This window comes from Streptomyces sp. NPDC048521, assembly GCF_043199855.1.
GTDB lineage: Bacteria > Actinomycetota > Actinomycetes > Streptomycetales > Streptomycetaceae > Streptomyces.
This window is the reverse complement of the sequence record NZ_JBICWR010000014.1, coordinates 252638-276136: the sequence shown is the minus strand read 5'-3', so window position 1 is coordinate 276136 and position 23499 is coordinate 252638. Positions and strand designations below refer to the sequence as shown.

21 protein-coding genes and 1 riboswitch are annotated in these 23499 nt (G+C 72.8%); of the genes, 11 read left to right on the top strand and 10 right to left on the bottom strand.

Translation table 11 applies throughout. The features are described 5' to 3' along the window. The 3 genes from ACGFRF_RS29715 to ACGFRF_RS29705 all read right to left on the bottom strand — a co-directional run. Positions 1 to 1110 (bottom strand): prenyltransferase/squalene oxidase repeat-containing protein (locus tag ACGFRF_RS29715; protein ID WP_393745114.1); only part of this gene is annotated, 1110 nt, incomplete at its 3' end. After that, complete coding sequence (locus ACGFRF_RS29710) at positions 1107 to 1850, bottom strand: class I SAM-dependent methyltransferase (RefSeq protein WP_393745113.1); 744 nt, start codon at positions 1848 to 1850, stop codon at positions 1107 to 1109. The genes ACGFRF_RS29715 and ACGFRF_RS29710, both read right to left, overlap by 4 nt. Beyond that, positions 1844 to 3220 (bottom strand): glycosyltransferase family 4 protein, encoded by a 1377-nt coding sequence (locus tag ACGFRF_RS29705; protein ID WP_393745111.1) that lies wholly within the window; start codon positions 3218 to 3220, stop codon positions 1844 to 1846. The genes ACGFRF_RS29710 and ACGFRF_RS29705 overlap by 7 nt, the downstream gene beginning before the upstream one ends. Before the next feature lie 220 nt (positions 3221 to 3440). Between ACGFRF_RS29705 and ACGFRF_RS29700 the strand changes: the two genes are divergently transcribed. Together ACGFRF_RS29700 and ACGFRF_RS29695 are read left to right on the top strand one after the other, a co-directional pair. Next, on the top strand, positions 3441 to 4070 hold the full coding sequence (locus tag ACGFRF_RS29700) for a TetR family transcriptional regulator (protein WP_393745109.1): 630 nt from the start codon (positions 3441 to 3443) through the stop codon (positions 4068 to 4070). Positions 4071 to 4224: 154 nt separating this feature from the next. Next, on the top strand, positions 4225 to 5346 hold the full coding sequence (locus tag ACGFRF_RS29695; protein WP_393745107.1) for a hypothetical protein: 1122 nt from the start codon (positions 4225 to 4227) through the stop codon (positions 5344 to 5346). Positions 5347 to 5539: 193 nt separating this feature from the next. Here ACGFRF_RS29695 and ACGFRF_RS29690 read toward each other — a convergent pair whose 3' ends face one another. The 4 genes from ACGFRF_RS29690 to ACGFRF_RS29675 are packed head-to-tail and all read right to left on the bottom strand — an operon-like array spanning position 5540 to position 9939. Further along, a complete protein-coding gene (locus ACGFRF_RS29690) occupies positions 5540 to 6988 on the bottom strand; it encodes an NAD(P)/FAD-dependent oxidoreductase (RefSeq protein ID WP_393745105.1) in 1449 nt (482 codons plus the stop codon). Positions 6989 to 7041: 53 nt separating this feature from the next. Continuing rightward, positions 7042 to 8223, bottom strand: coding sequence for an MAB_1171c family putative transporter (locus ACGFRF_RS29685; RefSeq protein ID WP_393745103.1), 1182 nt, complete (start codon positions 8221 to 8223; stop codon positions 7042 to 7044). A gap of 16 nt (positions 8224 to 8239) precedes the next feature. Next, positions 8240 to 9391 carry an MAB_1171c family putative transporter gene (locus ACGFRF_RS29680; RefSeq protein WP_393745101.1) on the bottom strand — a complete coding sequence of 384 codons (1152 nt, stop codon included), beginning with the start codon at positions 9389 to 9391 and terminating at the stop codon, positions 8240 to 8242. Next, positions 9388 to 9939 carry a toxin gene (locus ACGFRF_RS29675; protein WP_393745099.1) on the bottom strand — a complete coding sequence of 184 codons (552 nt, stop codon included), beginning with the start codon at positions 9937 to 9939 and terminating at the stop codon, positions 9388 to 9390. The genes ACGFRF_RS29680 and ACGFRF_RS29675 overlap by 4 nt, the downstream gene beginning before the upstream one ends. A 310-nt stretch (positions 9940 to 10249) precedes the next feature. After that, positions 10250 to 10376: riboswitch (cobalamin riboswitch) on the top strand. Positions 10377 to 10491: 115 nt separating this feature from the next. Here ACGFRF_RS29675 and ACGFRF_RS29670 point away from each other — a divergent pair. The 7 genes from ACGFRF_RS29670 (at position 10492) to ACGFRF_RS29640 (ending at position 18116) form a co-directional block, all read left to right on the top strand. Continuing rightward, positions 10492 to 11709 carry a prenyltransferase/squalene oxidase repeat-containing protein gene (locus ACGFRF_RS29670; protein WP_393745097.1) on the top strand — a complete coding sequence of 406 codons (1218 nt, stop codon included), beginning with the start codon at positions 10492 to 10494 and terminating at the stop codon, positions 11707 to 11709. Continuing rightward, the gene (locus tag ACGFRF_RS29665; RefSeq protein ID WP_393745095.1) at positions 11706 to 12377 is read left to right on the top strand and encodes an SCO2322 family protein; all 672 of its coding nucleotides are present in this window, start codon (positions 11706 to 11708) and stop codon (positions 12375 to 12377) included. Before ACGFRF_RS29670 ends, ACGFRF_RS29665 begins: the two co-directional genes overlap by 4 nt. Beyond that, positions 12364 to 13686: a CbiQ family ECF transporter T component gene (locus ACGFRF_RS29660; RefSeq protein ID WP_393745093.1), complete on the top strand. Its 1323-nt coding sequence runs from the start codon at positions 12364 to 12366 to the stop codon at positions 13684 to 13686. The genes ACGFRF_RS29665 and ACGFRF_RS29660 overlap by 14 nt, the downstream gene beginning before the upstream one ends. Then, on the top strand, positions 13683 to 15509 hold the full coding sequence (locus tag ACGFRF_RS29655; protein ID WP_393745091.1) for an ABC transporter ATP-binding protein: 1827 nt from the start codon (positions 13683 to 13685) through the stop codon (positions 15507 to 15509). The genes ACGFRF_RS29660 and ACGFRF_RS29655 overlap by 4 nt, the downstream gene beginning before the upstream one ends. Next, positions 15506 to 16330 (top strand): ECF transporter S component, encoded by an 825-nt coding sequence (locus tag ACGFRF_RS29650; RefSeq protein WP_393745089.1) that lies wholly within the window; start codon positions 15506 to 15508, stop codon positions 16328 to 16330. The genes ACGFRF_RS29655 and ACGFRF_RS29650 overlap by 4 nt, the downstream gene beginning before the upstream one ends. A 364-nt stretch (positions 16331 to 16694) precedes the next feature. Next, complete coding sequence (locus ACGFRF_RS29645) at positions 16695 to 17108, top strand: transglycosylase SLT domain-containing protein (RefSeq protein WP_393745087.1); 414 nt, start codon at positions 16695 to 16697, stop codon at positions 17106 to 17108. Positions 17109 to 17435: 327 nt separating this feature from the next. Next, complete coding sequence (locus ACGFRF_RS29640; protein WP_393745085.1) at positions 17436 to 18116, top strand: YoaK family protein; 681 nt, start codon at positions 17436 to 17438, stop codon at positions 18114 to 18116. Between the two features lie 54 nt (positions 18117 to 18170). Here the strand turns inward: ACGFRF_RS29640 and ACGFRF_RS29635 are convergent, their stop codons facing one another. Then, the gene (locus ACGFRF_RS29635; RefSeq protein ID WP_393745083.1) at positions 18171 to 18356 is read right to left on the bottom strand and encodes a DUF397 domain-containing protein; all 186 of its coding nucleotides are present in this window, start codon (positions 18354 to 18356) and stop codon (positions 18171 to 18173) included. Beyond that, positions 18337 to 19164: a helix-turn-helix domain-containing protein gene (locus ACGFRF_RS29630; protein WP_393745081.1), complete on the bottom strand. Its 828-nt coding sequence runs from the start codon at positions 19162 to 19164 to the stop codon at positions 18337 to 18339. The genes ACGFRF_RS29635 and ACGFRF_RS29630 overlap by 20 nt, the downstream gene beginning before the upstream one ends. Before the next feature lie 128 nt (positions 19165 to 19292). Between ACGFRF_RS29630 and ACGFRF_RS29625 the strand changes: the two genes are divergently transcribed. Beyond that, positions 19293 to 19697 carry an ATP-binding protein gene (locus ACGFRF_RS29625; RefSeq protein ID WP_393745136.1) on the top strand — a complete coding sequence of 135 codons (405 nt, stop codon included), beginning with the start codon at positions 19293 to 19295 and terminating at the stop codon, positions 19695 to 19697. A 2-nt stretch (positions 19698 to 19699) separates the two neighbouring features. Here ACGFRF_RS29625 and ACGFRF_RS29620 read toward each other — a convergent pair whose 3' ends face one another. Beyond that, the gene (locus tag ACGFRF_RS29620) at positions 19700 to 21721 is read right to left on the bottom strand and encodes a bifunctional glycosyltransferase 87/phosphatase PAP2 family protein (RefSeq protein WP_393745079.1); all 2022 of its coding nucleotides are present in this window, start codon (positions 21719 to 21721) and stop codon (positions 19700 to 19702) included. A gap of 396 nt (positions 21722 to 22117) precedes the next feature. On the opposite strand from ACGFRF_RS29620, the gene proP reads away from it, so the two are divergent. Further along, positions 22118 to 23491, top strand: a complete 1374-nt coding sequence (proP, locus tag ACGFRF_RS29615) for a glycine betaine/L-proline transporter ProP (RefSeq protein WP_393745077.1) — start codon at positions 22118 to 22120, stop codon at positions 23489 to 23491. Positions 23492 to 23499 lie beyond the last annotated feature (8 nt).

The window sequence follows — 23499 nt, the reverse complement described above, 5'->3', positions numbered from 1 at the left end:
CCGCCCCGGGCCCCCGGCGCGAGGCCCCCCGGGCCCCCCGTCGGGCACGCGCGGGGGGGCCCGGGGGGGGGGGGGGGGGGCCCCCCCCCCCCCCGCGCGGGGGGGGGGGGGCCCGCGGGGGGCCCCCACGGCGAGGAGGAGCGAGCCGGCCGTCCAGGTGGTCAGCTCGCGGGGCCAGATCGCGCCGTCCTCGAACACGTAGCCCGTCCAGTACAGGCCGGACCCGGGATCGCGCAGGTGCTGGATCGACTGCAGGATCTCCAGGGCGCGGTCGGACTCGCCCACCGCCCACAGGGCCAGGGCCAGCTCGCTGGACTCGCCGCCGGTCACCCACGGGTTGGGGACCACGCAGCGCACGCCGAGACCGGGGACGACGAACCGGTCCCAGGACTCCTCGATGCGCGCCTTGGCCTCCGCGCCGGTCAGCGCGCCGCCGAGGACCGGGTAGTACCAGTCCATCGAGTAGCGGTCCTTGTCCAGAAAGCGCTCGGGGTGCAGGCGGATGGCGTGCCGCAGCGCGCCGACCGCCAACTCCCAGTCCGGCTGCGGTTCTTCGCGTTCCTCGGCGATCGCCAGCGCGCAGCGCAGGGCGTGGTGGATGGAGGAGCTGCCCGTCAGCAGCGCGTCCGTCGTCGCCGTGCCGTCGTCCTCGCGGCGCCAGCCGATCTGCCCGCCGGGCTGCTGCAGCCGCAGCACCCACTCGACGGCCGCGTAGACGCACGGCCACATGCGGTCCAGGAACGTGTCGTCGCCGGTGGAGAGGTAGTGGTGCCAGACGCCGACGGCTATGTAGGCGACGAAGTTCGACTCGCGGGCGCGGTCGGTGACGTCGTCATGGGCGCCGTCGGCGTACGCGGCGTACCAGGAGCCGTCCTCGTTCTGGTGGGCGGCGAGCCAGGTGTACGCCCGCTCGGCGGCCTCGTGCTCGCCGGCCGCGTCCAGGGCCATGGCGGCCTCGGTGTGGTCCCACGGGTCGAGGTGGTGCCCACGGAACCACGGGATCGCGCCGTCCTCCCGCTGCGCGGCGAGGATGCCGCGGACGGTCGCGGCGGCCTGCTCGGCGGTGAGGACCCCGGGCAGGACGAGGTGTTCTGTCCGGGGGGTGGTCACGTGGCGTCCGCCTCGGAAAGACGGGGCAGGTGCGGCTTGGTCGCGTAGACCACGAAGCTCTTGCCGATCAGCGGGTTCAGCGCCTGCTCGGCGACCCGGGTGGCGAGCGGCTTCTTCATGATGTCCCAGACCAGCAGCTTGTGGTACGCCCGCACGGGCAGCGCCTTGTCGTTGTCGACGCCGAAGGCGCACTTCAGCCACCAGTACGGCGAGTGCAGGGCGTGCGCGTGGTGGCTGCCGTAGGGCTTCAGGCCCGCCTCGCGGATCTTCGCGACCAGCTCGTCGGCCTTGTAGATGCGGATGTGGCCGCCCTCGACCTCGTGGTAGGCGTCGGACAGCGCCCAGCAGACCTTCTCGGGGCCGTAGCGCGGCACGGTGACGGCGATACGGCCGCCCGGCTTGAGCACCCGGACCATCTCGGCGAGCACGCCCTTGTCGTCGGGGATGTGCTCCATGACCTCGGAGATGATGACGACGTCGAAGGACTCGTCCGGGAAGGGCAGGGCCAGCGCGTCGCCCTCCATCGCCGTCGCGGTGGCGCCCTCGGGGGCCTCGCCGGCCTCCTTCATCGCCGCGAACCACTTTGCGACCTCGCGGATCTCCTCGCCGTTCTGGTCGAGGGCCACGACCTGGGCGCCGCGCCGGTAACACTCGAAGGCGTGCCGGCCGGCCCCGCAGCCGAGGTCCAGGACTCGGTCGCCGGGGGCGAGCGGGAACCGGGAGAAGTCGACGGTCAGCACGTGGCCCTGCTTTCGGGAGAGATTCCTGCAACGGTCGCCGCGGCCGCCGGACGGCCGGGGTTCTGGGTCGCGGACCGGCCGATCGCCTCGCGGTAGCGGGCCACCGTCCCCTCCGCGGCCCGGGCCCAGGTGAAGTGGCGCAGCACCCGCTCACGGCCCGCCGCGCCGAGGCGCGCCCGCAGCTCGGGGTCCCCCAGCAGCCGGCCGAGCCCCGCGGCCAGCGCCCCCGCGTCGCCGGGCGGCACGGCCAGGCAGGTCTCGCCGTCGCGGCCGGCGACCTCGGGGATGGCGCCGCCGGTGGTGGCGACCAGCGGGGTGCCGGTGGCCATGGCCTCGGCGGCGGGCAGCGAGAAACCCTCGTACAGGGAGGGCACGCAGGCGACCTCGGCCGAGCGGATCAGGTCGACCAGTTCGGCGTCGGAGATGCCCTTGACGAACTCGACGGCGCCCTCGAGGCCGTAGCGCTCGACGGCCTGGGCGACCGGGCCCTCGGTCGGGCGTTTGCCGACGACGACGAGATGGGCGGCCGGGTGCTCGGTGCGCACCTTCGCCAGCGCCTCCACGAGGAAGACCAGGCCCTTGAGGGGGACATCGGCGCTGGAGGTGGTGACGATCCGGCCGGGGACCTGGGGGACGGCCGGATCCGGCGCGAACAGGTCGGTGTCGGCGCCGATGTGGACGACGTGGATGCGGTCGTCGCGGACGCCGAGGTGGTCCACGATCTCCTGCCGGGAGGTGCCGGAGACGGTGAGGACCGAGGGCAGTCGGCGGGCGACGCGCTTCTGCATCCGGGTGAAGGCGTACCAGCGGCGCACCGAGTAGCGGCGCTGCCAGGTGTCGGCCGCGTCCAGCTCCAGCTGCCGGTCGACGGTGATGGGGTGGTGGATCGTGGTGACCAGGGGCGCGCCGACGTCACCCAACAGGCCGTAGCCGAGGGTCTGGTTGTCGTGGACGACGTCGAACTCGCCGCGGCGGGCGCGCAGATGGCGGCGGGCGCGCAGCGAGAAGGTCAGCGGCTCGGGAAAGCCGCCGGTCCACATGGTCGCCACTTCGAGGGCGTCGATCCAGTCCCGGTACTCGTCCCGCTTCGGGGTGCGGAAGGGGTCGGGCTGGCGGTAGAGGTCGAGGCTGGGCAGCTCGGTCAGGGTGAGGCCGGGGTAGCCCTCGTCGAGGACGGGGTACGGCTGGGAGCCGATGACCTCCACCCGGTGCCCGAGTCGGGCCAGCTCACGCGAGAGATGCCGTACGTAGACGCCCTGGCCGCCGCAGAACGGGTTCCCTTTGTAGGTGAGGAGCGCGATGTCGAGCGGTCGCTCGCCGTCGGATGCGGGGTCCTCCTGGGCACCCGCTTTCCGGGCCTCAGCGGTCACTCCGTGCCCCCTTCTGCCTGCACTGTCCCGCGAGACTACGACGGGACGCTAATCTAGAACAAGTTTCAGACTTGATCGTTCAAGAGGCTATGAATCTACCGGCAGGTAGGGGCGCTGTGAGCAGTGGATCAGGTGATTCGCGCCACGGCGCGCCGCCCTGCCGAGGTGTCTGATCACGAGTCCTACAGACACCCTCACCGACTGTCACGGAACGGGACCCATGCCTGCGGAATCCACACCGGGAGCCAGTGCGGACCGACCCTCCTCCCCGCTCACCGAGCGGCAGGAGGCCCGCCGCCGCAGGATCCTGCACGCGAGCGCCCAACTGGCCGGCCGGGGTGGTTTCGACGCCGTGCAGATGCGCGAGGTCGCCGAGTCCTCCCAGGTGGCCCTCGGCACGCTGTACCGGTACTTCCCGTCCAAGGTGCATCTGCTGGTCGCCACCATGCAGGACCAGTTGGAGCACCTGCACGGCACCCTCCGCAAGAAGCCCCCGGCCGGCGACACGGCGGCCGAACGGGTCGCGGAGACCCTGATGCGGGCCTTCCGCGCCCTGCAGCGCGAGCCGCACCTGGCCGACGCGATGGTCCGCGCCCTCACCTTCGCCGACCGCAGCGTCTCCCCCGAGGTCGACCAGGTGTCCCGGCAGACGACCGCGATCATCCTGGACGCGATGGGGCTGGAGCACCCGACCCCCGAGCAGCTCTCGGCGGTCCGGGTCATCGAGCACACCTGGCACTCGGCCCTCATCACCTGGCTGTCCGGCAGGGCCTCCATCGCCCAGGTGAAGACGGACATCGAAACGGTCTGCCGGCTGATCGACCTGACGGAGCCGGGCGGTTCGCGCTGAGCCGGCGGTGTCCGCTCGCCGGCCTCCTCGAGGGGTGTCCGGCCCCGGTCGGCCAGTGCCTGATTCTGACGCCGCGTCAGCAGCAGACGCCGGTTCCGGTGGAACCGGCCGGACCCAGCGCCTGGCGGGCGGTTCCCATGGCACTATCCACGCCATGACGACCGGCACTCCGACAGGGCCTGGCGGGGCGGCGCCGTTCCCCGGGCAACGCACGGTGCACGCGTCGAGACACACGCGTGCGGGCCTGCTGTCGCTCAGCTCCCAGGACCTGACGCGCATCGCCGAAGATCTCGACGAGTTGGGCATTCGCCGTCCGGTTCCCCTCCGCGTCCGCGTGGCACTGCGACGGCGCGCCCACTTTCGCCGCTGGACACGTCTGGCCCTCATGGGCCTGGCCACGCTCGCCGTCCTGGGGGCCGCCCCCCTCGGGTGGTACCTGGCGGCCAGAACCGGCTTCGGCTTCCCCAAGTACGTACCCCTCCTGGCTCTCTATTTCCCGCAGGACGAGGCCAACCCCTTGCTGGAGCACGACTGGGCCCACCTCTGGCCTGATTGGATGCCCGGCCCCTGGGCGACCGCCCTCAACATCGCGCTCCTGGCCGCCTATTGCGGTATGGGGTGTGTGTGGCTGCTCGCCGCCCTCGTGGAGTCGGGGGCGTCGCGGCGGACGGTGTGGGTCTCCTGGTTCTTCGTGGCCCGTCGCTATGCGCTGGTCATGCAGTGCGCGAATGTCATCCACGCGTGCGCGCAGGCCCGGCGTACGGGAGGCGAGGAGAAGGCCGTGGCTTTGAGAGCGGTGTCCAGGCGGCTGAAAGCGGTGTTGCGGAGCTTGTCGGACGCGCACCGCAGCCGGGGATCGGTACCCCGCGTATCGCACCGGCGGAAGGTGCTCAAGCGACACGCACGGCATGTCTCGGCAGCGCTGCGGGCCCTGGACGCCCGGCTCGACCACGAGCCCGATCAGGCGCTGAGGGACCTGGCCGACGCGTTGCTGACCATCTCCGACCGGTACTGTCACGCCCGGCTGGGTGCGCTGCTCGACGAAACCGCCCTGCGCGATGTCCAGCCGCTGCCCGACCGGGAAGTGGTGCGGTGGCTGCTGGCGCTGACGGTGGCCGTCGTGGCCGTGACGGGGCTGGCTCTCATGGGCGTCGTGCCGGAGTCCGCGGAGTCGATCGTCTATCCCCTGATCGTGGCCGGCGCGTTGACGATCGCCTTCGGGCGCAACCTGCGGCGCATGATCGAGGTTCTGGGCGTCATCACCGGCGCACCGTGACGATTCCCGTCTACTCAGGGACGCCTTCACCGACCGCCGTCCGCGAGGTCGAGTCCCACCTGCGCCGCCTGGTGGAGCGGGGTCGCGCCGAACAGGTCACCGGGAGCGACCCGGTGACCTGCCTGGCGGTGGAGACGTCCTGCCGGCCGCCGCGGAGGCGGCGACGGCGGTCTCGTACGGCCCGGAGCTCCCTTCAGTCCAGGGTCGACAGGAAGGCGCGTTCGGTGGAGGTCAGCGGTGGGCCCGCGAGGGGCGGCAGCGGAGGGCCGGTGAGGGCGGACAGCAGGGCGTCCGGGCGCATCAGGCGGGTCGGGCCCGTGCGGAGGCAGGTGACGTCCCACAGGGCGGATGCCGCCGTGTACGAGCCGGTCGCCGCCCTGGTGAGCCGCCGCGAGTATCCCGCGGCGAGCCGGTCGGCGACCGTTGGGCTGCCGCCGTCCACTCCGGGGTAGAGGACGTCCGTACCGACGGCCATGGCCCAGGCCGCCTCCACGGAGCGGGCCATCGCGCGCTGGACCTTGCGGGCCAGGCCGGGCGTGTGGATGTCGCCCTTCTCCAGCGCCTCGGCCAGGGACCCGGCCCCGAGTGCGGCGACCGACATGCCCTGGCCGTACAGCGGGTTGAACGTGGCCGCGGCGTCGCCGAGGGCGAGGAAGCCGTCGGGCCACACGCGGGCCTTCTCCAGGTAACGGCGCGAGTTGCTGGTGCTGCGGCTGGTGAAGACCTGGGTGAGCGGCTCGGCGTCGGCGATGAGCCGGCCCACCAGGGGGCTGGGGAGGCCGAGGGCGTACTCGAGGAAGGCGTCGGGGTCTTTCGGGGGTTCACTGCCGCGCATGCCGCCGAGGCTGACCATCCACTGGTCGTTCTCGATGGGCACGATCATGCCGCTGCGTCCGGGCCGGCCGCTGTAGGGGTCGGGCTGGATCAGGGTCAGCGGCCAGTCCCGCGCGCCGGGCGGTGTGCGATAGACGCGGGTGGCGTTGGCCAGGCCGGAGTCGACGGTCTTCTCGCGGATGTCGTGGATGCCGAGCTCCGCGAGCCAGGCCACGACGCGGGTCCCCCGGCCGCCGGCGTCCACCACCCAGTCGGCGTCGAGGTGGCCCGAACGCCCGGCGGCGGCCGGGCGGAGGCCGTGGCCGGCCAGGAGGGCGGGGTCGAGACCGGCATCGGTACCGGACTCGAGGCGCACCCCGAGCACCCGGCGTGAGCTGCCGTGCAGTCCGGTGACCTGGGCCCGGTGGACCTCGACGTTGGCGTGGCTGCCCAGTACCGCCTTGCGGACGACCCAGTCCAGCAGGGGCCTGCTGCAGGTGATCGTGACGTAGGTGTGGTGCCGCCAGCGCCGGAACCAGCCCGCGGGCGTGTGGGCCAGCATGCCGGAACTCAGCGCCAGTTCCCTGGCGCCGGCGGCCAGCAGGTGCTTGCGCAGCTCCGCCTGGGGGAGAAGCCGCTCCATGGCCTCCAGACCACCGGGCATGAGCAGGTGCGCGTGGTGGCCCTGGGGCACGCCCCGGCGGTGCTCGGGAGTGTCGGGCAGTTCGTCGCGGTCGAGCACGACCACGTGGTCCACGGCCTTCGCCAAGGCCGCGGCGGCGAGCATGCCGGCCGGTCCGGCACCTATGACAACAGCTCTGGACGGCATCACGGCTCTCTTCCGACAACGACGGTTCCGGGTGACATCACGGCTCTCTTCCTTCAGCTCCGGGCGGCTCGCGCCGCACCCTCGCGAGCTGCTCTGACGACGGGTGACCTGGCCAACGCCCGAGACAGTTGCACCAGTTCGCCCGTGTCGGAGAACACGGCGGTGTGCAGGCGGGACGTTCCCGCCGACTCGGGGCCCAGGGGCGGCTGCGGTTGCCGGGCCTGGTGGGCGGCGTCGACGACCATGGCGGCGGCCGCGATGAAGTGGGCCTCGCCGGGTGCGCTTCCCTGCGTGCGGGCCTGCCGGTAGGCCATCTCCCGGACCCGGCCGTCGCAGCGGGACTGCAGGGCGAGCAGGGCGTCGAGGATCCGCACCTCGCGGTAGTACAGCCGGCCGCGCGGCAGTTGCCAGCGCGGCGGCGCGGGCTTGGGGGCGGTCGGCACCGCCTGAAGTTCGGCCCAGAGCGGGGCCAGCGCCCGGTAGTCCCAGATGCTGTGCCACTGGGCCAGGGCCGCGGGCAGGAGCCGGGGCAGCGCGAAGCCCGCGCTGCAGACCAGGGCTCCCAGGGCGGAGGCCGGCGGAGCGACGTCGGTGGACAGCCGGTCCAGGTCGTGCGCGGCCCATCGGGCGATGACCGCGGTGATCTTCGCGCATTCGAAACCGATCACGTCGACGACCAGTCCCGCCATGATGAGCCGCAGGCCCACCCGGAGAATGCCGGTGACCTCGCGCGACCATCGCAGACACACGTAGCACGTGATCAGTGCGCAGGCGCCGTGCCCGAAGAGATAGAGAACGATCATCTCGCGCATGAACGGCGTGTTCGCGTAGTAGGTGTCGAGGTCCCTCAGTCGCTCGACCGGCGCGCTCGCCAGGGCGAACAGCGTGATGATGGCGACGATCAGCAGGCTGTACACCGTGGCGACGCGTACGACCCAGCGCCTGACCTGGTCGGCGGGGCCACCGCGCCAGTTGATCAGGAGGATCAGCAGGGAGGCGCTGTACGCGGAGATGACGCTGTAGGTCATCGGCGCGCCGAAGTTGGGCGTGCCGGTGAGCCCGTTCACCGCGGCCAGGGTGACGGGGGCCGAGCAGAAGAAGCACAGTCCGCCGAGGAAGATCGAGACGCAGGTGGAGGCGGTCAGGGGATCGCTCAGGGCGACCCGCGGCCTGCGGAAGAGGAGCAGGGCGGTCATGGCGAACAGGCAGGCCGCCGAGTACACGACAAGGCTCATGGGTCGGAAGCTCCGTTCAGCACATGGCCAGGGCGCGCTCGCCATGGCTCTCGGCGAGTGCGTCGGCGATGCGGAGGAGAGCCGGGAGGTCGGGGCGTTCCGGGAGCGGTGCCGCGTCGTCGGCGACCGCGAGCCCGGGTCCGCGGTCGCTCACGGTCCGGGTCGCGGCGGTGATGGCCGTGGCCCAGGCGGCGGCCTCCGCCTGGTGCCGGTCGCCGGTCGCACGCAGCCGGTCGGCGTACGTCTGCCGGTACAGCCCCTGGTCGAAGTACCGCTCCAGGTAGCGCAGTCCGTTGTAGATGGTGCTCTGCCGCCAGGTCAGCCGGCGGGTGGGCGAGGGCCAGAAGGGGCGCGGAACGCTCAGGTACTCGCTCCGCAGAAGCCCCGTCAGTTCCTGTTCCAGCGGGCCCAGCCGCGCGTACGCCCGCCAGCATCGCGCGCGTGTCGCCAGGAAGGGGCCGACCAGCGGGATCACGGTGCCCACGACGGTCAGCACCGCCCCCAGTCCGGCGCAGGCCGGCGAGAGCGTCGTACCGAGGACGGACCAGTCGCGTCCGCACCAGCGGGCGATCACGGCCACGAGCTTGGAGGCGCTGTAACCCGCGCCGACGACGGTCCCCACTCCCATGGTCACCAGCCCCGCCCGCAGGGCGCCGTTCAGTTGGCGGGCCCAGGTGAGCGAGCGGTACGCGGTGACGGCGACGGCGGTGAAGTGCCCGACGAGGTACAGGACGATCATCTCGGCGATGTACGGCGTGGTGGCGTAGTAGGTGTCGAAGTCCGTGCGGCGTTCCACCGACGCGTCGCCCAGGACGAACAGGGCCGCGATGCAGGCGAGCACGGCCCAGTATCCGATGACCCAGCGCCGGACGGCGCGGGTCGCGCCCGGGCCGCCGCGCCAGCTCACGACGAGGACGAGGGACGCGGCGCCGTAGGCGGTGATGGCCGCGTAGGTCAGCGGAGCGGCGAGGTTGGGTATGCCGCTGACTTCGTTGATGAACCCGACCGTGCGCGGGGCGCCGAAGAGGAAGCACAGCGAGGCGAAGGCCAGGACGCTGCTGATGGCCAGCAGGAAGGGGTCACGCCATCTGCGGACGAGGTCGGGCGCCTTGGCCAGCAGGCTCAGCCAGAGCAGCCCGCAGCTCACGTAGTTGATCAGGTCACTCACCTCTGGGCCCCGCGGTAGTTGAGCGCCGCCCCGATGCGTCCTGCGAGGTCGTCGTTGGCGGGGGTCTGTGCCGCGTAGACGGAGTCGGGGGCCGCTTTCAGCCAGGGGCGCAGCCGGTCGCCGATCAGCATGCCGAACAGGTCGGCTCGCTGTTCGGCGGCTTCCAGGAACCGGGTGCGGGCGGCGGTCGGCCGGGAGGTGTCGCCGGCCGCCGACGGGATGGCGTGCTCGGCGTGTGCGGCCAGGTGGGTCGGGTCGTCGTCGGCCATGTGCCACAACTCGTGGCCGAGGATCACGAGTTTCATCCAGGGCGGTGCGTCGGCCTCGATGATGATGTCGTCGCTCGTGCCGCGCTCGATCCACAGTCCGGTTGCGGAGGTGTGCGGCGGGAAGTTGGCCTGGTGGACGACGATGGGGCGGCCTCGCCAGCGGGAGGCGGACTCGACCAGGGCAGCGAGAAGATCGCCGGGATCCGCGGGAATCGGAACCCTGAGGGGATCGATGAGCAGGTTGGCGAACCGGCGCATCTTCCTGGTTGTGCGCACCATTCCCCCGAAGGCCTTCGGCTGACATGGGAGCGGCGGTCGGTCGGCGTGCCGCTGCTCGACGCGACCGCACGGGCCGCGTCTGATCGCCAATATGCCAACTCCCCGCCGCTTCGGCCAGCTTCACCCAGGGGCCGAGCACGGGAGGAAAGGGACGTTCAGCGGAAACGGGGTGCGGCGCGGCCCGGCGGGTGACCGAAACGCGCGCTCGGCGCGGCACCCCCGCGTGGTGGCGGCCTTCCCGGCACCGTCACGGCCGTGACCCTGGTCACCGGCCCGCTGTGCCCACGGCCACCCCTCGGGCCGCGCGGGGCTGCCGGTAAAGTGGCGGAGTCGTCATCACACCCGTACGGGGGGAAGCCGGTGCAATTCCGGCGCTGACCCGCAACCGTGAGCCGTCCCGGACGGTGAGCCGGACCGCCCCGGACGGGACGTTGACCGGCTCACGTGCGCCGCGGCCCGCCGCGCACGGCACCGTCGAGGTCTACGGAGCCGAGCCGCCCGGGGTGTCTCCCGTGCGCTGCCGGTTCCCCGCAGGAGAGGCAGTCGCCGACCATGAACGTACGCCGCAGTGCCGCGGCTCTCGCCGCCGTAGGCGTGCTGGCCGCCGCCGCACCCGCCACGGCCGCCGACCCGTCCCCGACTCCGTCTGGGAAGGTGACGATCCCGGCCGGCCTGTACGGCAAGGCGGACCCGACCTACGACGGCGTGTGGCGCCAGTCGCTGACGCTGCTCGCCCAGCGCACGCTCGGCTACCGCCCGGCCACCGGGGCCGTGGACTGGCTCACCGGACAGCAGTGCGCGAACGGCGCCTTCGCCGCCTTCCGCCCCGCCCCCGCCAAGGCCTGCGACAGCACGGTCAAGCCGGACACCAACAGCACGGCCGCCGCCGTCCAGGCGCTGCACGCGGTCGGCGGGCGCGGCGGCGCGGCCATCAAAGCGGTGGACTGGCTGAAGTCCGTGCAGAACGAGGACGGCGGCTGGGGCTACTACCCGGGCGGCCCCAGCGACACCAACTCCACCTCCGTCGTCATCGGCGCGCTGTCCGCGGCCGGCACCGACCCGGCGGACGTCCGCAAGGCGGGCAAGTCCCCCTACGACGCGCTGCCCGCCTGGTCCATCCCCTGCGACCAGGACGGCGGCGGCGCCCTCGCCTACCAGCCGGACAAGAAGGGCAAGCTGCTTCCCAACGCGGACGCGACGGCGGCGGGCCTGCTGGGCGCGCTCGGCAAGGGCTTCGTGGCAAAGGCCGGCAAGGCCCCCGCGAAGGATGCCTGCGCCCGGGCCGGCCGGCTCACCCCGGCCCAGGTGGCGGACAACGCCGGCGCCTACCTGGCGTCGGCCGTCGCCGAGACCGGCCACCTGCAGTCCACCCTGCCCGGCGCCGAGGCCCAGCCGGACTTCGGCAACACGGCGGACGCGGTCGTCGCGCTCGCCGCGGACGGCCGGACCGAGCAGGCGAAGAAGGCGTACGCCTGGCTGGAGAAGAACGCCGGCCCGTGGGCGACGCAGAGCGGTCCGGCCGCCTACGCCCAGCTGATTTTCGCCGCGCACGCGGTCGGCGCGCAGCCCGGCGACTTCGGCGGCACCAGCCTGGTCCGCTCCCTCAACGCCCAGGGCCCGGCCCCGCGGCTGGAGGAGCCCGCCACGCACAAGCCCCAGGCGTCCGACGACGACACGAACACCGGCGTGTGGTGGATCGTCGGCGTCGGCCTCGTCGCGGGCATCGGCATCGGCTTCCTGCTCAGCGGCCGGAAGAAGCGGCAGCCGTGACCGCCGTCCGCCGTGCCGCGCCGGTGCTCGCCGCCGTGCTGCTGCTCCTCGGGTCCGCCGGTCGGGCGGGCGCCACCGGCTACCGCTACTGGTCGTTCTGGGAGCGCGCCGGCGGGCACTGGACGTACGCCACGCAGGGCCCGTCGACCGTCCGTCCGGACGACGGCGCGGTCCAGGGCTTCCGCTTCGCGGTGAGCGCGGACTCCGCGGACGCGAGCCGGCCGCGCGGTACGGCGGACTTCGCCACGATCTGCGCGGACACGGCGGCGAAACCGGGTACGAAGCGGGTGGCGTTGGTCCTCGACTTCGGCACCCCGGCCGACGCGCCGTCCGGGGAGACGCCGCCGGGCCGGCGTACGGCGTGCGCGCGGGTGTCGCCGGACGCGACGACGGCCGACGCCCTGGCGGCCGTCGCCAAGCCCCTGCGCTACGACACCAACGCCCTGCTGTGCGCGATCTCCGGGTATCCGGAGCAGGGGTGCGGGGAACAGGTGGCGGCGGGCACGAAGGAGAGTGCCGCCGAGGAAGGCAGCGCCGCCGGGGAAGGCAAGGAAAGGGAATCCGGCAACGGGCCGTCGCTGGGTCTGCCGATCGGCGCCGCAGTGGTCGCCCTGCTGGCGGGCGCGGCGGTGTGGCAGGCGCGGCGGCGGCGCAATGATTCCGTGTGAGTGCGGGCGGTCGTGCGGCTGCGCCGTGGCCGCTCGCGCGGTTCCCCGCGCCCCTGCGACGGTGCAGTCGCCGCCCTCACCGAGGCACCGCGGCGGCGGGTCGGACACAGCCGCGGGCAGTCGTGCCGCCGGGGCGGCACCCCGCCGGCGCGGGCGAGCGGAGCCGGCCCCCGCCCCGCACCGGTACCGCGCACAGGTGCACCCCGGTGCCTGGTGGCTCTGGTCGCTGGGCCTCGGCACCGCGGCCACCCGCACCACCAACCCCCTCCTCCTGGCCCTCCTCATCGCCGCCTCCGCCTACGTGGTGGCGACACACCGCTCCCCCACCCCCTGGTCCCGCTCCTACACGGCCTTCGCGAAACTCGCCCTCGCCGTCCTCCTCGTCCGCCTCGTCTTCGCGGTGGCGCTGGGCTCCCCCATCCCCGGCACGCACACCCTGCTGACGCTCCCCGAAGTCCCGCTCCCGCACTGGGCGCAGGGCATCCGCCTGGGCGGCAGGGTCACCGCCGAGGCGCTCGTCTTCGCCGCCTACGACGGCCTGAAACTGGCCACCCTCCTGATCTGTGTCGGCGCGGCGAACGCCCTCGCCGGCCCCTCCCGCCTGCTGAAGTCCCTCCCCGGCGCGCTGTACGAGACGGGCGTGGCCGTCGTCGTCGCCCTCACCTTCGCGCCCCACCTCATCGCCGACGTCCAGCGGCTGCGGGCCGCCCGCCGGCTGCGCGGCCGCCCCGACCGGGGTCTACGGGGCCTGCTCCAGGTCGGGCTGCCGGTCCTGGAGGGCGCGTTGGAACGCTCGGTCGCGCTCGCCGCCGCGATGGAGTCCCGCGGTTACGGCCGCGGGGCCGACGTCCCCGCCCGCGTCCGCCGTACGACGGCCGCGCTGACTCTCGGCGGTCTGCTCGGCGTGTGCGCGGGGACGTACGGGCTGCTCACCGCGGAGGGCGGCACGTACGGGCTGCCGGTGCTGCTCGCCGGGGTGGCCGCCGCGCTCGCGGGCCTGCGGCTGGGCGGCCGCCGTTCCCTTCGTACCCGGTACCGCCCGGACCCGTGGGGCGTACGGGCCTGGCTGGTCGCGGGTTCGGGCGCCGCGGTCGCCGCGCTGCTCGCGCTCGCCTCCGCCCGCGATCCGGAGGCGCTGCACCCGGGCGTCGTCCCGCTGGTCGCGCCCACGCTCCCGCTGTGGCCCGCCGCCGCCGTCCTGCTCGCCCTGCTGCCCGCCTTCGTCGTACCCCAGCCCGCCCAGGCCCCCGCAGCCCCCGATGCCCCCAAGACGCCCGAGACCCCCAAGACTCCCGAGGAGCCGTCGTGATCCGCTTCGAGGACGTCCGCGTGACGTACGACGGTGCGGCCGAACCCACCGTCCAGAGCATTGACTTCGAGGTGCCCGAGGGTGAACTGGTGCTGCTCGTCGGCCCGTCCGGGGTCGGCAAGTCGACCGTCCTCGGCGCGGTCAGCGGGCTGGTCCCGCACTTCACGGGCGGCACCCTGGGCGGCCGGGTCACGGTGGCCGGCCGGGACACCCGGACGCACAAGCCGCGTGAACTGGCCGATGTGGTCGGCACGGTGGGGCAGGATCCGCTCGCCCATTTCGTGACGGACACCGTGGAGGACGAACTCGCCTACGGCATGGAGTCGTTGGGGCTCGCACCGGAGGTGATGCGGCGCCGGGTGGAGGAGACCCTGGACCTGCTGGGCCTGGCCGGGCTGCGGGACCGTCCGATCGCCACGCTGTCCGGTGGGCAGCGGCAGCGGGTCGCGATCGGCTCGGTCCTCACCCCGCACCCCCAGGTGCTCGTGCTGGACGAGCCGACCTCGGCGCTGGACCCGGCCGCGGCGGAGGAGGTGCTGGCCGTGCTCCAGCGGCTGGTGCACGACCTGGGGACGACAGTCCTGCTGGCCGAGCACCGCCTGGAACGCGTGATCCAGTACGCGGACCGGGTCGTGCTGCTGCCCGCCCCCGGCTCCGCCCCGATCGTCGGCCCCCCGGCCGAGGTGATGGCCGTGTCCCCGGTCTGCCCACCGGTGGTCGACCTCGGCCGCCTGGCGGGCTGGTCCCCCCTCCCCCTGACCGTCCGAGACGCCCGCCGCCGCGCGGGCACCCTACGAGACCGCCTGGCCGCAGCCGCCACAGCCGACAGCACGCCGGCCACGAACAGCCACGGCACAAGCACACCCCCAGCCGCACCAGCACCCGCAGGCGACGGCGCCGCAGCCGGGGGCAGGCGTGTCGGCAGGGGCGGTGCCCGTCCCGACGGGGGCGGCGTCCCGTCGGCGCGGGCGAGCGAACCCGTCCCCGCCCCGCCACGGCCCCGGGCAGCCGGCGACACCGCCCGCCGCTCCCTCTTCCGGCGCCGCCCCGCCACCCTGGCACCCCCGCGGACACGCATCGCCGAGGTCCGCGCCCTGGCCGTCCGCCGCGGCCGGGTCGACGCCCTGCACCATGTGGACCTGACCGTGGCCCCGGGCGAGACGGTCGCGCTCATGGGTCGCAATGGCGCCGGGAAGTCGACCCTGCTCGGCTCGCTCGTCGGCCTGGTGGCGCCCAGCGCCGGCACGGTGCACGTCGGCGGAGCGGTCCCCTCCCGCACCCCGCCCCGCGAACTCGTGCGCCGCGTCGGCCTCGTCCCGCAGGACCCGCGTGATCTGCTGTACGCCGACACGGTGGCCGCCGAGTGCGCGGCCGCCGACCGGGACGCGGGCGCCGAGCCCGGCACCTGCCGGGGGCTGGTGTCGGAGCTGCTGCCGGGCATCACGGACGACACGCATCCCCGTGATCTGTCCGAGGGCCAGTGCCTGGCGCTGGCCCTGGCCGTCGTGCTGACCGCCCGCCCTCCCCTGCTCCTGCTGGACGAGCCGACGCGCGGCCTGGACTACGCGGCCAAGGCCCGCCTGGCGGCCGTACTGCGCGGCCTGGCCGCCGAGGGGCACGCGATCGTGCTGGCCACGCATGATGTGGAGCTGGCCGCCGAGATCGCCCACCGGGTGGTGCTGCTCGCCGAGGGTGAGGTGATCGCGGACGGCCCGACGGCCGAGATCGTGGTGTCCTCCCCCTCCTTCGCACCGCAGGTGACGAAGATCCTGGCCCCGCAGCGGTGGCTGACGGTGGCCGAGGTGCGGGAGGCGCTGGCATGAGCGCCGCCCCACGGGTCCGGGCCGTCCGCCTCGGCCCCCGCGCCCTCGCCGCCCTCGCCCTGACCAGCGCGGTCGGCGTGGTGGCCTTCGGCTGGCCCTTCCTCGCCCCGCCCACCGCGCAGCTGAGCGCCCACGCCCAGGACGCGCCCTGGCTCTTCGCGGGCCTGCTGGTGCTGCTGGTCGCGGTCGTGGCGGCGACGATCTCGGAGTCGGACCTCGGGCCGAAGGCGGTGGCGATGCTGGGCGTGCTGGCCGCGACCGGGGCCGCGCTGCGCCCGATCGGCGCGGGCACGGCCGGGATCGAGCCGATGTTCTTCCTGATGGTGCTCAGCGGACGGGTGCTGGGCCCCGGCTTCGGGTTCGCGCTGGGCTCGGTGACGATGTTCGCGTCCGCGCTGCTCACGGGCGGGGTCGGGCCGTGGCTGCCGTTCCAGATGCTGTCGATGGGCTGGTTCACGATGGGCGCCGGTCTGCTGCCGGGGCCGGTGCGGCTGCGTGGCCGGGGCGAGCTGCTGATACTCGCTTCGTACGGCTTCCTGGCCGCTTTCGCCTACGGCACGCTCATGAACATGGCCGGCTGGCCCTTCCTGGGCGCCGCGGCCTCGAACATCTCCTTCGACCCGCACGCCCCGGTCCCCGCGAACCTGGCCCGCTTCGTGGCGTACTGCCTGGCCACCTCGCTCGGCTGGGATCTGGGACGGGCCGTCTGCACGGTGCTGCTGACCCTGGTCCTCGGCCCGGCGGTGCTGCGCGCGCTGCGCCGGGCCACGCGGCGGGCCGCGTTCGAGACCGCGGTCACATTCGACGGCCCCGGCGTGTGACGGGCGGCACGAGCCGTCGTGCCGCTGGGTGAGGCGCCGCATCCGCGGCGTGAGCGAGACGGTGAAGCACCCCACATGACGCAGGTCACCTACGACCCCGGATCGTAGTCCTATTTGTCCGATACACCCGTTCCGACACCCCCACTGACCTGCGGTTCGAGAGCCACGCCACACCACCGACGTTTCCCCTCGATCCGGCCACAACTAGTAAAAGGGGTCATTGCGGACGGATTTCGAGCCTGCTTATCTGGACGACGTCGCCAGGCGCCACGAGCCCTCAGGGCCGGGGCGCCGACGCATGCGGCCACAGCGCGTGGTCCACCCCATGCGGGCGATCCCCCGTCCCCGACGCAAGAGGTTCTCCGTGTCCGTCTCCTTCATCCGCCGCATCGCTTCCCCGAAGAAGGCCCTCACCGCCGCCGCCCTGGCCGCCGCCACCGCCGGTATGGCGCTGAGCGCGGCGCCCGCCCAGGCCGCCCCCACCTCGGCCTCCTCCGCCCAGGCGATCGCGCACAAGATGATCCCGGACGCCGCCCAGTACAACGCGTTCAGCAAGATCGTCGAGCACGAGAGTGGCTGGAACCCGGCCGCCACCAACAGCTCGTCCGGCGCCTACGGCCTGGTCCAGGCCCTGCCGGCCTCGAAGATGTCCTCGGCCGGTGCCGACTGGAAGACCAACCCGGCCACCCAGATCAAGTGGGGTCTGGACTACATGAACTCCCGCTACGGCAGCCCGGTCAAGGCCTGGAGCTTCTGGCAGGCCAACGGCTGGTACTGAGCCGCTCCCTGCGAGCCGCCAGGCGCGCCAGGCCGCCCCGCCGCTGAGCCGGCGCGCGATCCGGGCCGGGGCCGCCCGGTACGACCCCGCGTGGTCGACGGCCCCCCTGTCCAGCACCCGCACCCTCGCCCCCGTACGGCGAGGGTGCGCGCGCATGTCCGGGCGCCTTCCGCACCCGCCAACTCAACCGCGTCTCCTGTGGATCGATCGCGTTCTGTCTCATGTCCGGGACGCTACGCAGACACGCTCGGCCGGGACATCCGACATACGCCCCGCGCTCATGGTGGAGTTGTCATCACCTTGCCCGTCCGGCCGACCGGAGGAACGATGACGACCCCGACGACAGCGGACCCGGAGGAACGCGGGGTGCGGCTGGTGGCCGTCCTCCTGATCCTGACCGTGGTGAGCGGTCTGATCGACGCCGTCAGTTATCTGGGCCTGGGCCGGGTGTTCACGGCCAACATGACGGGCAACGTGGTGGTCCTGGGCTTCGCGGCGGCCGGCGCCCCGGGCTTCTCCGTCCCGCACACGGCCACCTCGCTGGCCTGCTTCCTGCTGGGCGCGGTGGTGGGCGGCCGGGTGGCGGCGCGCTTCGGAGGCGGCTCCCGGCGCCGCTGGGCCCGCCTCACACTGGCGGCGGAGGCGGTGCTGGTGGGGGTGTCGGCGGCGGTGGCCTTCGCCTGGCCGGACGCCACCGGCACGGTCTACGCCCTCATCGCGCTCACGGCCTTCGCGATGGGTCTGCGCAACGCGACGGTCCGCAAACTGGGCGTCCCCGACCTGACGACGACGGTCCTGACGATGACCCTGACCGGCCTGGCGTCCGAATCCCGCCTCGGCGACGCCACCGGCCACCGCTCCCCACGCCGCACGGCCTCGGTGATCGCCATGCTCGGCGGCGCCTGCCTGGGCGCCTGGCTGGTCCTCCACCACGGCCTCGGCATCCCGCTGCTGCTCGCGGCCCTGGCGTCGGGGGCACTGGCGGTGGTGGCCTCGGGACGGGAGTGACAAAAGGTCAACCCCCGTCGCATGTGCGTGGGCGTGCGACGGCGACCGGGACGATCACTCAGCGGCTGTGGACGTCCAGGACAGGAAGGTGGTGAACGCGGCGGGGTCGACCGTGAGGATCGGTCCCTCCGGGTTCTTGGAGTCGCGGATGGCGATGGTGGCGGTGGGGGTTTCGGCGACCTCTACGCATTCACCGCCCTGGTCGCTGCTGTAGCTGGACTTACGCCAGTTGCTCTCCATAGCGGTCCTCCATGACACCCCGGATCAGGTCCGCCGAGTCCCTGATGGAGAGTGCGGCGGCTTGAAGATGATCGTAACGGAGCGAGCAGTCCGCGACGGTCTCCGGGTTGGCCGTGGGATGCGCGCTGCCGTAGCCCTCCGTATAGACGATGGTGGGATCGCTCGCGAAGTTGAAGAGGGTGAATGAGCCTGTCAGCCCCGCGTGCTCTCCAGCCGAGAACGGCAGGATCTGGATGTTGATCCGGGGATCGCGCTCGTACGACAACAGGTGGGCCAGTTGCTCCCGCATGGTCCCGCCGCGGCCGATCTCCTGGTACAAGGCGGCCTCGCTGAAGACCCCCCAGAAAGAAGGCGGCGTGCTCTTCTGGAAGATGCGTTGCCGCACCAGCCGCGCGGCGGTGCGGTCCTCGATGCCGGTCTCATCGATCGTGCCGAGCGTGGCGCGCGCGTACGTGGGTGTCTGAAGCAGACCGTGAATCATGCCCATCTGGAAGGTGCAGATCTTCGTCGCCCGCGCTTCCAGCTCGGCCACTTCCCTGAACCACGCCGGAAGTTGGCTTCGCAGCACCAGCTCGACGAGCCGTGAAAGCAACCCACCCGTCCCCAACGCCGCATCCACCCGCTCGCTGAACTCCGGTGTCGGTACCTTCCTGGCCGTCTCCACCTGGCCGACGAGCGACCCCGTGTAGTTGACGATGTCCCCCAGTTGCCGCTGGGTCAGGCCGGCCGCTTCTCGGCAGCGCCGCAACTCGAAGCCGTAGTAGTCGAGCGGCGAGGCACCCGGGTCGAGGGTGTTGATGTTGGCCACGGTTGGTCCCCTCTCACGCAACAGAGCCCACATCCGGACCCGTTGTGTCCGTCCTGTAGCCCAGCGTAGTGATACGAGGTCAGCCTCGTAGCGTGAACCTGAACATTCCGCGAACCCCCCAGTACCGCATGCACCTCACCGTCGGGGAGCACTCGGTACGTCACATCCGCCGGATCGTCCGCTCGCTGCTGGACGAATGGCAGCTGCCGGAGCTGACGTTCGCCGTGGAGCTGGGCGTCAGCGAGCTGGTGACCAATGTCGTCCGGCACGTCCCGGACCGCCGCTGCACACTCCTGCTGGCACGGCTGACGGCGGGCGTACGGGTCGAGGTGACCGATGGCTTCACCCAGCTCCCGCTCGTGACCGAAGGCACCTCCCTGGATGCGGAGAGCGGCCGCGGACTTGGTCTGGTGGACGCCGTGGTCGGCAAATGGGGCGTGTCCAGGGGGATCGACGGCGGCAAGACGGTGTGGTTCGAATGCGGGCAGGCCCCGCATGCGAGTGGGGGGAGCAGTCATGGACTGGATCCGTGATCTCAGCCGGCGGCCGCCTCCTTGACCGCCTCCCGGCTGTCCTGGGCCGCCGCCCGGGCCACCACGCGGGCCCGCGGCCCCTGGAACAGGTACGACAGCCCGAAGCCCGCGCCGACCACCGCCGCGCCGCCGACCGCGTCCAGGACCCAGTGGTTGCCGGTGGCGACGATGGCCGAGACGGTGAAGAAGGGGTGCAGGAGGCCGAGGGCCTTCATCCACCACTTCGGGGCGATGACCGCGATGACCACCCCGCACCACAGGGACCAGCCGAAGTGCAGGGACGGCATCGCCGCGTACTGGTTGGTCAGGGCGGTCAGGGTGCCGTAGTCCGGCTGGGAGAAGTCCTGGACGCCGTGGACGGTGTCGATGACGCCGAGGGTCGGCATCAGGCGCGGCGGGGCCAGCGGGAAGAGCCAGAAGCCGACCAGGGCGAGCAGGGTGGCGAAGCCGAGGGAGGCGCGGGCCCAGCGGTAGTCCACCGGGCGGCGCCAGTAGAGGACGCCGAGGACGGTCAGGGGGACCACGAAGTGGAAGGACTCGTAGTAGAAGTCGAAGAAGTCCCGCAGCCAGCCGATCCGCACGACCGTGTGGTTGACGGCGTGCTCGATGTCTATGTGCAGGAAGCGTTCGACGTCCAGGACCAGATGGCCGTGGTGCTCGGCGGTCGCCCGGCCCGCGGAGTTGCTGCCGCCGGTCGCGGCGAGGCGCACCTGCTGGTAGGCCGCGTACGTGACGCGGAGCAGGAGCAGTTCGAGGAGCAGGTTGGGGCGGGTGAGGACCCGGCGGAGGAAGGGCAGGAGCGGAATGTTGCGGAAGCGGGCCGGGAGCTGCGGGGCGTGCTCCGCCGGGACCGGGATCTGGTAGTGCGGCGAGGTGCGGGACAGGAACGGGACGGCCGTGGCGGCGGCCAGGGCCGCGAGCAGGACGAGGTTGTCCCGCAGCGGGTACATCACCGGCATGTGCGGCAGCATCATCTGCGCCGGGAGCGTGGTCACCAGGACGACGGCCACCGGCCAGACGTAACGGTCGGAGGCCCGCTTGCCGACCCGGCCGACGACGGCGAGCAGCACCCACAGCAGCTGGTGCTGCCAGGTGGTGGGAGAGACGGCGACCGCGGCACAGCCGGTGAGGGCGACGGCGAGCAGGAGCTGGCCGTCGTGGGCGTAGCGGACGGCCCGGCGCAGGGCGAGGACGGTGACGGTGGCGCCCAGCAGCAGGAAGAGGACGACCTCCAGCGGGCCGGTGAGGTCCAGGCGGAGCAGGGCGCCGTGCAGGGACTGGTTGGCGAGGTCGTCGGCCTCGCCGCCGAGGCCCGCGCCGGCCATGTGGTGCACCCAGTAGGTGTGGGAGTCGTGCGGCATCGCCGCCCAGGCGAGGACGGTGCAGGCGGCGAAGGTGCCGGCCGTGGTGAGGGCGGCCTTGCGGCGGCCGGTGAACCACAGCAGCGGGGCGAACAGCAGCACCGTCGGCTGGAGGGCGGCGGCCAGGCCCATGCACAGGCCGCTCGCGCGTTCCCCGCGCACGACGAAGCAGCCGAGCAGGACGAGCAGCACCGGGATGACGCTGGTCTGGCCGAGCCACAGGGTGTTGCGGACCGGCAGGGACAGCATGAGCAGGCTGACGGCGACCGGGGCGGCCAGCAGGGAGGTACGGCGGCTGACCGGCTGGGGCAGCGCGCGGGCGGCGACCAGGCCGAGGGCGCCGACCAGCAGCAGGGTGCCGAAGGTCCAGCCCCAGCCGAGGGCCGCCTCGGCGGCACGGGTCAGCGGTTTGAGCACCAGGCCGGCGAAGGGGGTGCCGGTGAACTGCGTCGAGTCGTAGAGCGAGCCCTTCACGTGCAGGACGCCCTCGTCGCCGACCCAGGTCTCCAGGTCGGTGAGCCGCTCCCCGCTCGGGGTGGTGAGGACGGCGGCCACCTGCCGTACGGCGAGGATCGCCGCCACCGCCCACAGGGCGAGCCAGGCCGCCCGCAGCCGCGCCCCGAAGGCCTCCGTCGGTCGCCCGCTGTGCTCCACGTTCGCCACGCCTCGCCGGCCTCCCGCCCCGTTCGTCCCGGGCGCGCCGCGCGCCGGGTTCCCTCCGCGATCCCCGTTTTTCAGGCTCGCAGACCCCTCGGAAGAGGACGCAGACACCCCCCGCTTTGCCTGACATCCGTCCACCTTTGTCCGAAAGACGATAGTGCGCACCGGGTCCGGTTGCGTGCCCGGGGGGCGAGAAGGATCACAGTGAGCAGCAGGAATGGCACTGCGTGAGCGGGCAGACGTACCTGCACAGACACCCTTTGGCTGCCCTATGCATCGACTCGCCTACGGGACGTAAGGGACCGAACTCCCCCTATGGTCGCTTTTCGGCCCGTATCCCGGCAGCGCCGCCGCCCGGGCCGCGTACCTGCTCCCGTCGAAAGGTAGGCGAGCCTCGTTTTGGCGACCGCCACAGCCGTCACCCCGCATCTGAAGACCCGCAGGGCCAGCAAGGCCCGCGACGTCACCGTCACCGACCCCGCGCTGGTCAAGCGCGCCGTGAAGGCGGCGGCGCTCGGCAACGCGATGGAGTGGTTCGACTTCGGTGTCTACAGCTACATCGCTGTCACCCTGGGCAAGGTCTTCTTCCCGTCCGGCAACCCGACCGCGCAGCTGCTGTCGACGTTCGGCGCCTTCGCCGCGGCCTTCCTGGTCCGCCCTCTCGGCGGCATGGTCTTCGGCCCGCTGGGCGACCGCGTGGGCCGGCAGAAGGTCCTCGCCCTCACGATGATCATGATGGCGGTGGGAACGTTCGCGATCGGCCTGATCCCGTCGTACGCCACGATCGGCGTGGGCGCGCCGCTGCTCCTGCTGGCCGCCCGCCTGGTGCAGGGCTTCTCGACCGGCGGTGAATACGCCGGCGCCTCCACCTTCATCGCCGAGTACGCGCCGGACAAGAAGCGCGGCTTCTTCGGCAGCTGGCTGGAGTTCGGCACGCTCGCCGGCTACATCGGCGGCGCGGGCCTGGTCACCGTGATGACCGCCCTGCTCTCCTCGGACGACCTGCTCGCCTGGGGCTGGCGCATCCCGTTCCTGATCGCGGGCCCGATGGGCATCATCGGTCTGTACCTGCGGATGCGCCTCGAGGAGACCCCGGCGTTCGCGGCGGAGGTCGAGAAGGCGGAGGCGGCCCGGCCGAAGGTGCCGCTGCGCGAGATGGTGACGGGCCAGTGGAAGTCCCTGCTGATCTGCATGGGCCTGGTCCTGGTCTTCAACGTCACCGACTACATGCTGCTGTCGTACATGCCGAGCTACCTCACCAGCGAGCTGAAGTACGACGAGACGCACGGGCTGCTGGTCGTCCTCGGTGTGATGGCCCTGATGATGATCGTCCAGCCGTTCGCGGGCGCGCTGACCGACCGGGTCGGCCGCCGCCCGGTGATCGCGGCGGGCTGCGCGGGCTTCCTGCTCCTGTCCATCCCCGCGCTGCTGCTGATCCGCCAGGGCAGCCTGGTCGCTGTCGCGCTGGGCATGGGTGCGCTGGGTCTGCTCCTGGTCTGCTTCACGGCGGCCATGCCCGCCGCGCTGCCCGCCCTGTTCCCGACCCGGGTGCGCTACGGCTCCCTGTCCATCGGCTTCAACGTGTCCGTGTCCCTGTTCGGCGGTACGACTCCGCTGGTCGTGACCGCGCTGATCGGGGCGACCGGGAACATGATGATGCCCGCGTACTACATGATGGCCGCGGCCGTCGTGGGCGGGTTCGCGGTGTGGCGGATGGCCGAGTCCGCGGGCCGGCCGCTGCCGGGTTCCGCCCCGGCCGTGGAGCAGCGGTGAGCGCCGGG

Excerpts from the sequence above, each read along its gene's own strand:
- ACGFRF_RS29700 (WP_393745109.1), top strand. The coding sequence starts at position 3,441 with ATGCCTGCGGAATCCACACCGGGAGCCAGTGCGGACCGACCCTCCTCC.
- ACGFRF_RS29695 (WP_393745107.1), top strand. The coding sequence starts at position 4,225 with ATGACGACCGGCACTCCGACAGGGCCTGGCGGGGCGGCGCCGTTCCCC.
- ACGFRF_RS29690 (WP_393745105.1), bottom strand. The coding sequence starts at position 6,988 with ATGCCGTCCAGAGCTGTTGTCATAGGTGCCGGACCGGCCGGCATGCTC.
- ACGFRF_RS29685 (WP_393745103.1), bottom strand. The coding sequence starts at position 8,223 with ATGAGCCTTGTCGTGTACTCGGCGGCCTGCCTGTTCGCCATGACCGCC.
- ACGFRF_RS29675 (WP_393745099.1), bottom strand. The coding sequence starts at position 9,939 with ATGGTGCGCACAACCAGGAAGATGCGCCGGTTCGCCAACCTGCTCATC.
- ACGFRF_RS29670 (WP_393745097.1), top strand. The coding sequence starts at position 10,492 with ATGAACGTACGCCGCAGTGCCGCGGCTCTCGCCGCCGTAGGCGTGCTG.
- ACGFRF_RS29660 (WP_393745093.1), top strand. The coding sequence starts at position 12,364 with ATGATTCCGTGTGAGTGCGGGCGGTCGTGCGGCTGCGCCGTGGCCGCT.
- ACGFRF_RS29650 (WP_393745089.1), top strand. The coding sequence starts at position 15,506 with ATGAGCGCCGCCCCACGGGTCCGGGCCGTCCGCCTCGGCCCCCGCGCC.
- ACGFRF_RS29640 (WP_393745085.1), top strand. The coding sequence starts at position 17,436 with ATGACGACCCCGACGACAGCGGACCCGGAGGAACGCGGGGTGCGGCTG.
- ACGFRF_RS29635 (WP_393745083.1), bottom strand. The coding sequence starts at position 18,356 with ATGGAGAGCAACTGGCGTAAGTCCAGCTACAGCAGCGACCAGGGCGGT.
- ACGFRF_RS29625 (WP_393745136.1), top strand. The coding sequence starts at position 19,293 with ATGCACCTCACCGTCGGGGAGCACTCGGTACGTCACATCCGCCGGATC.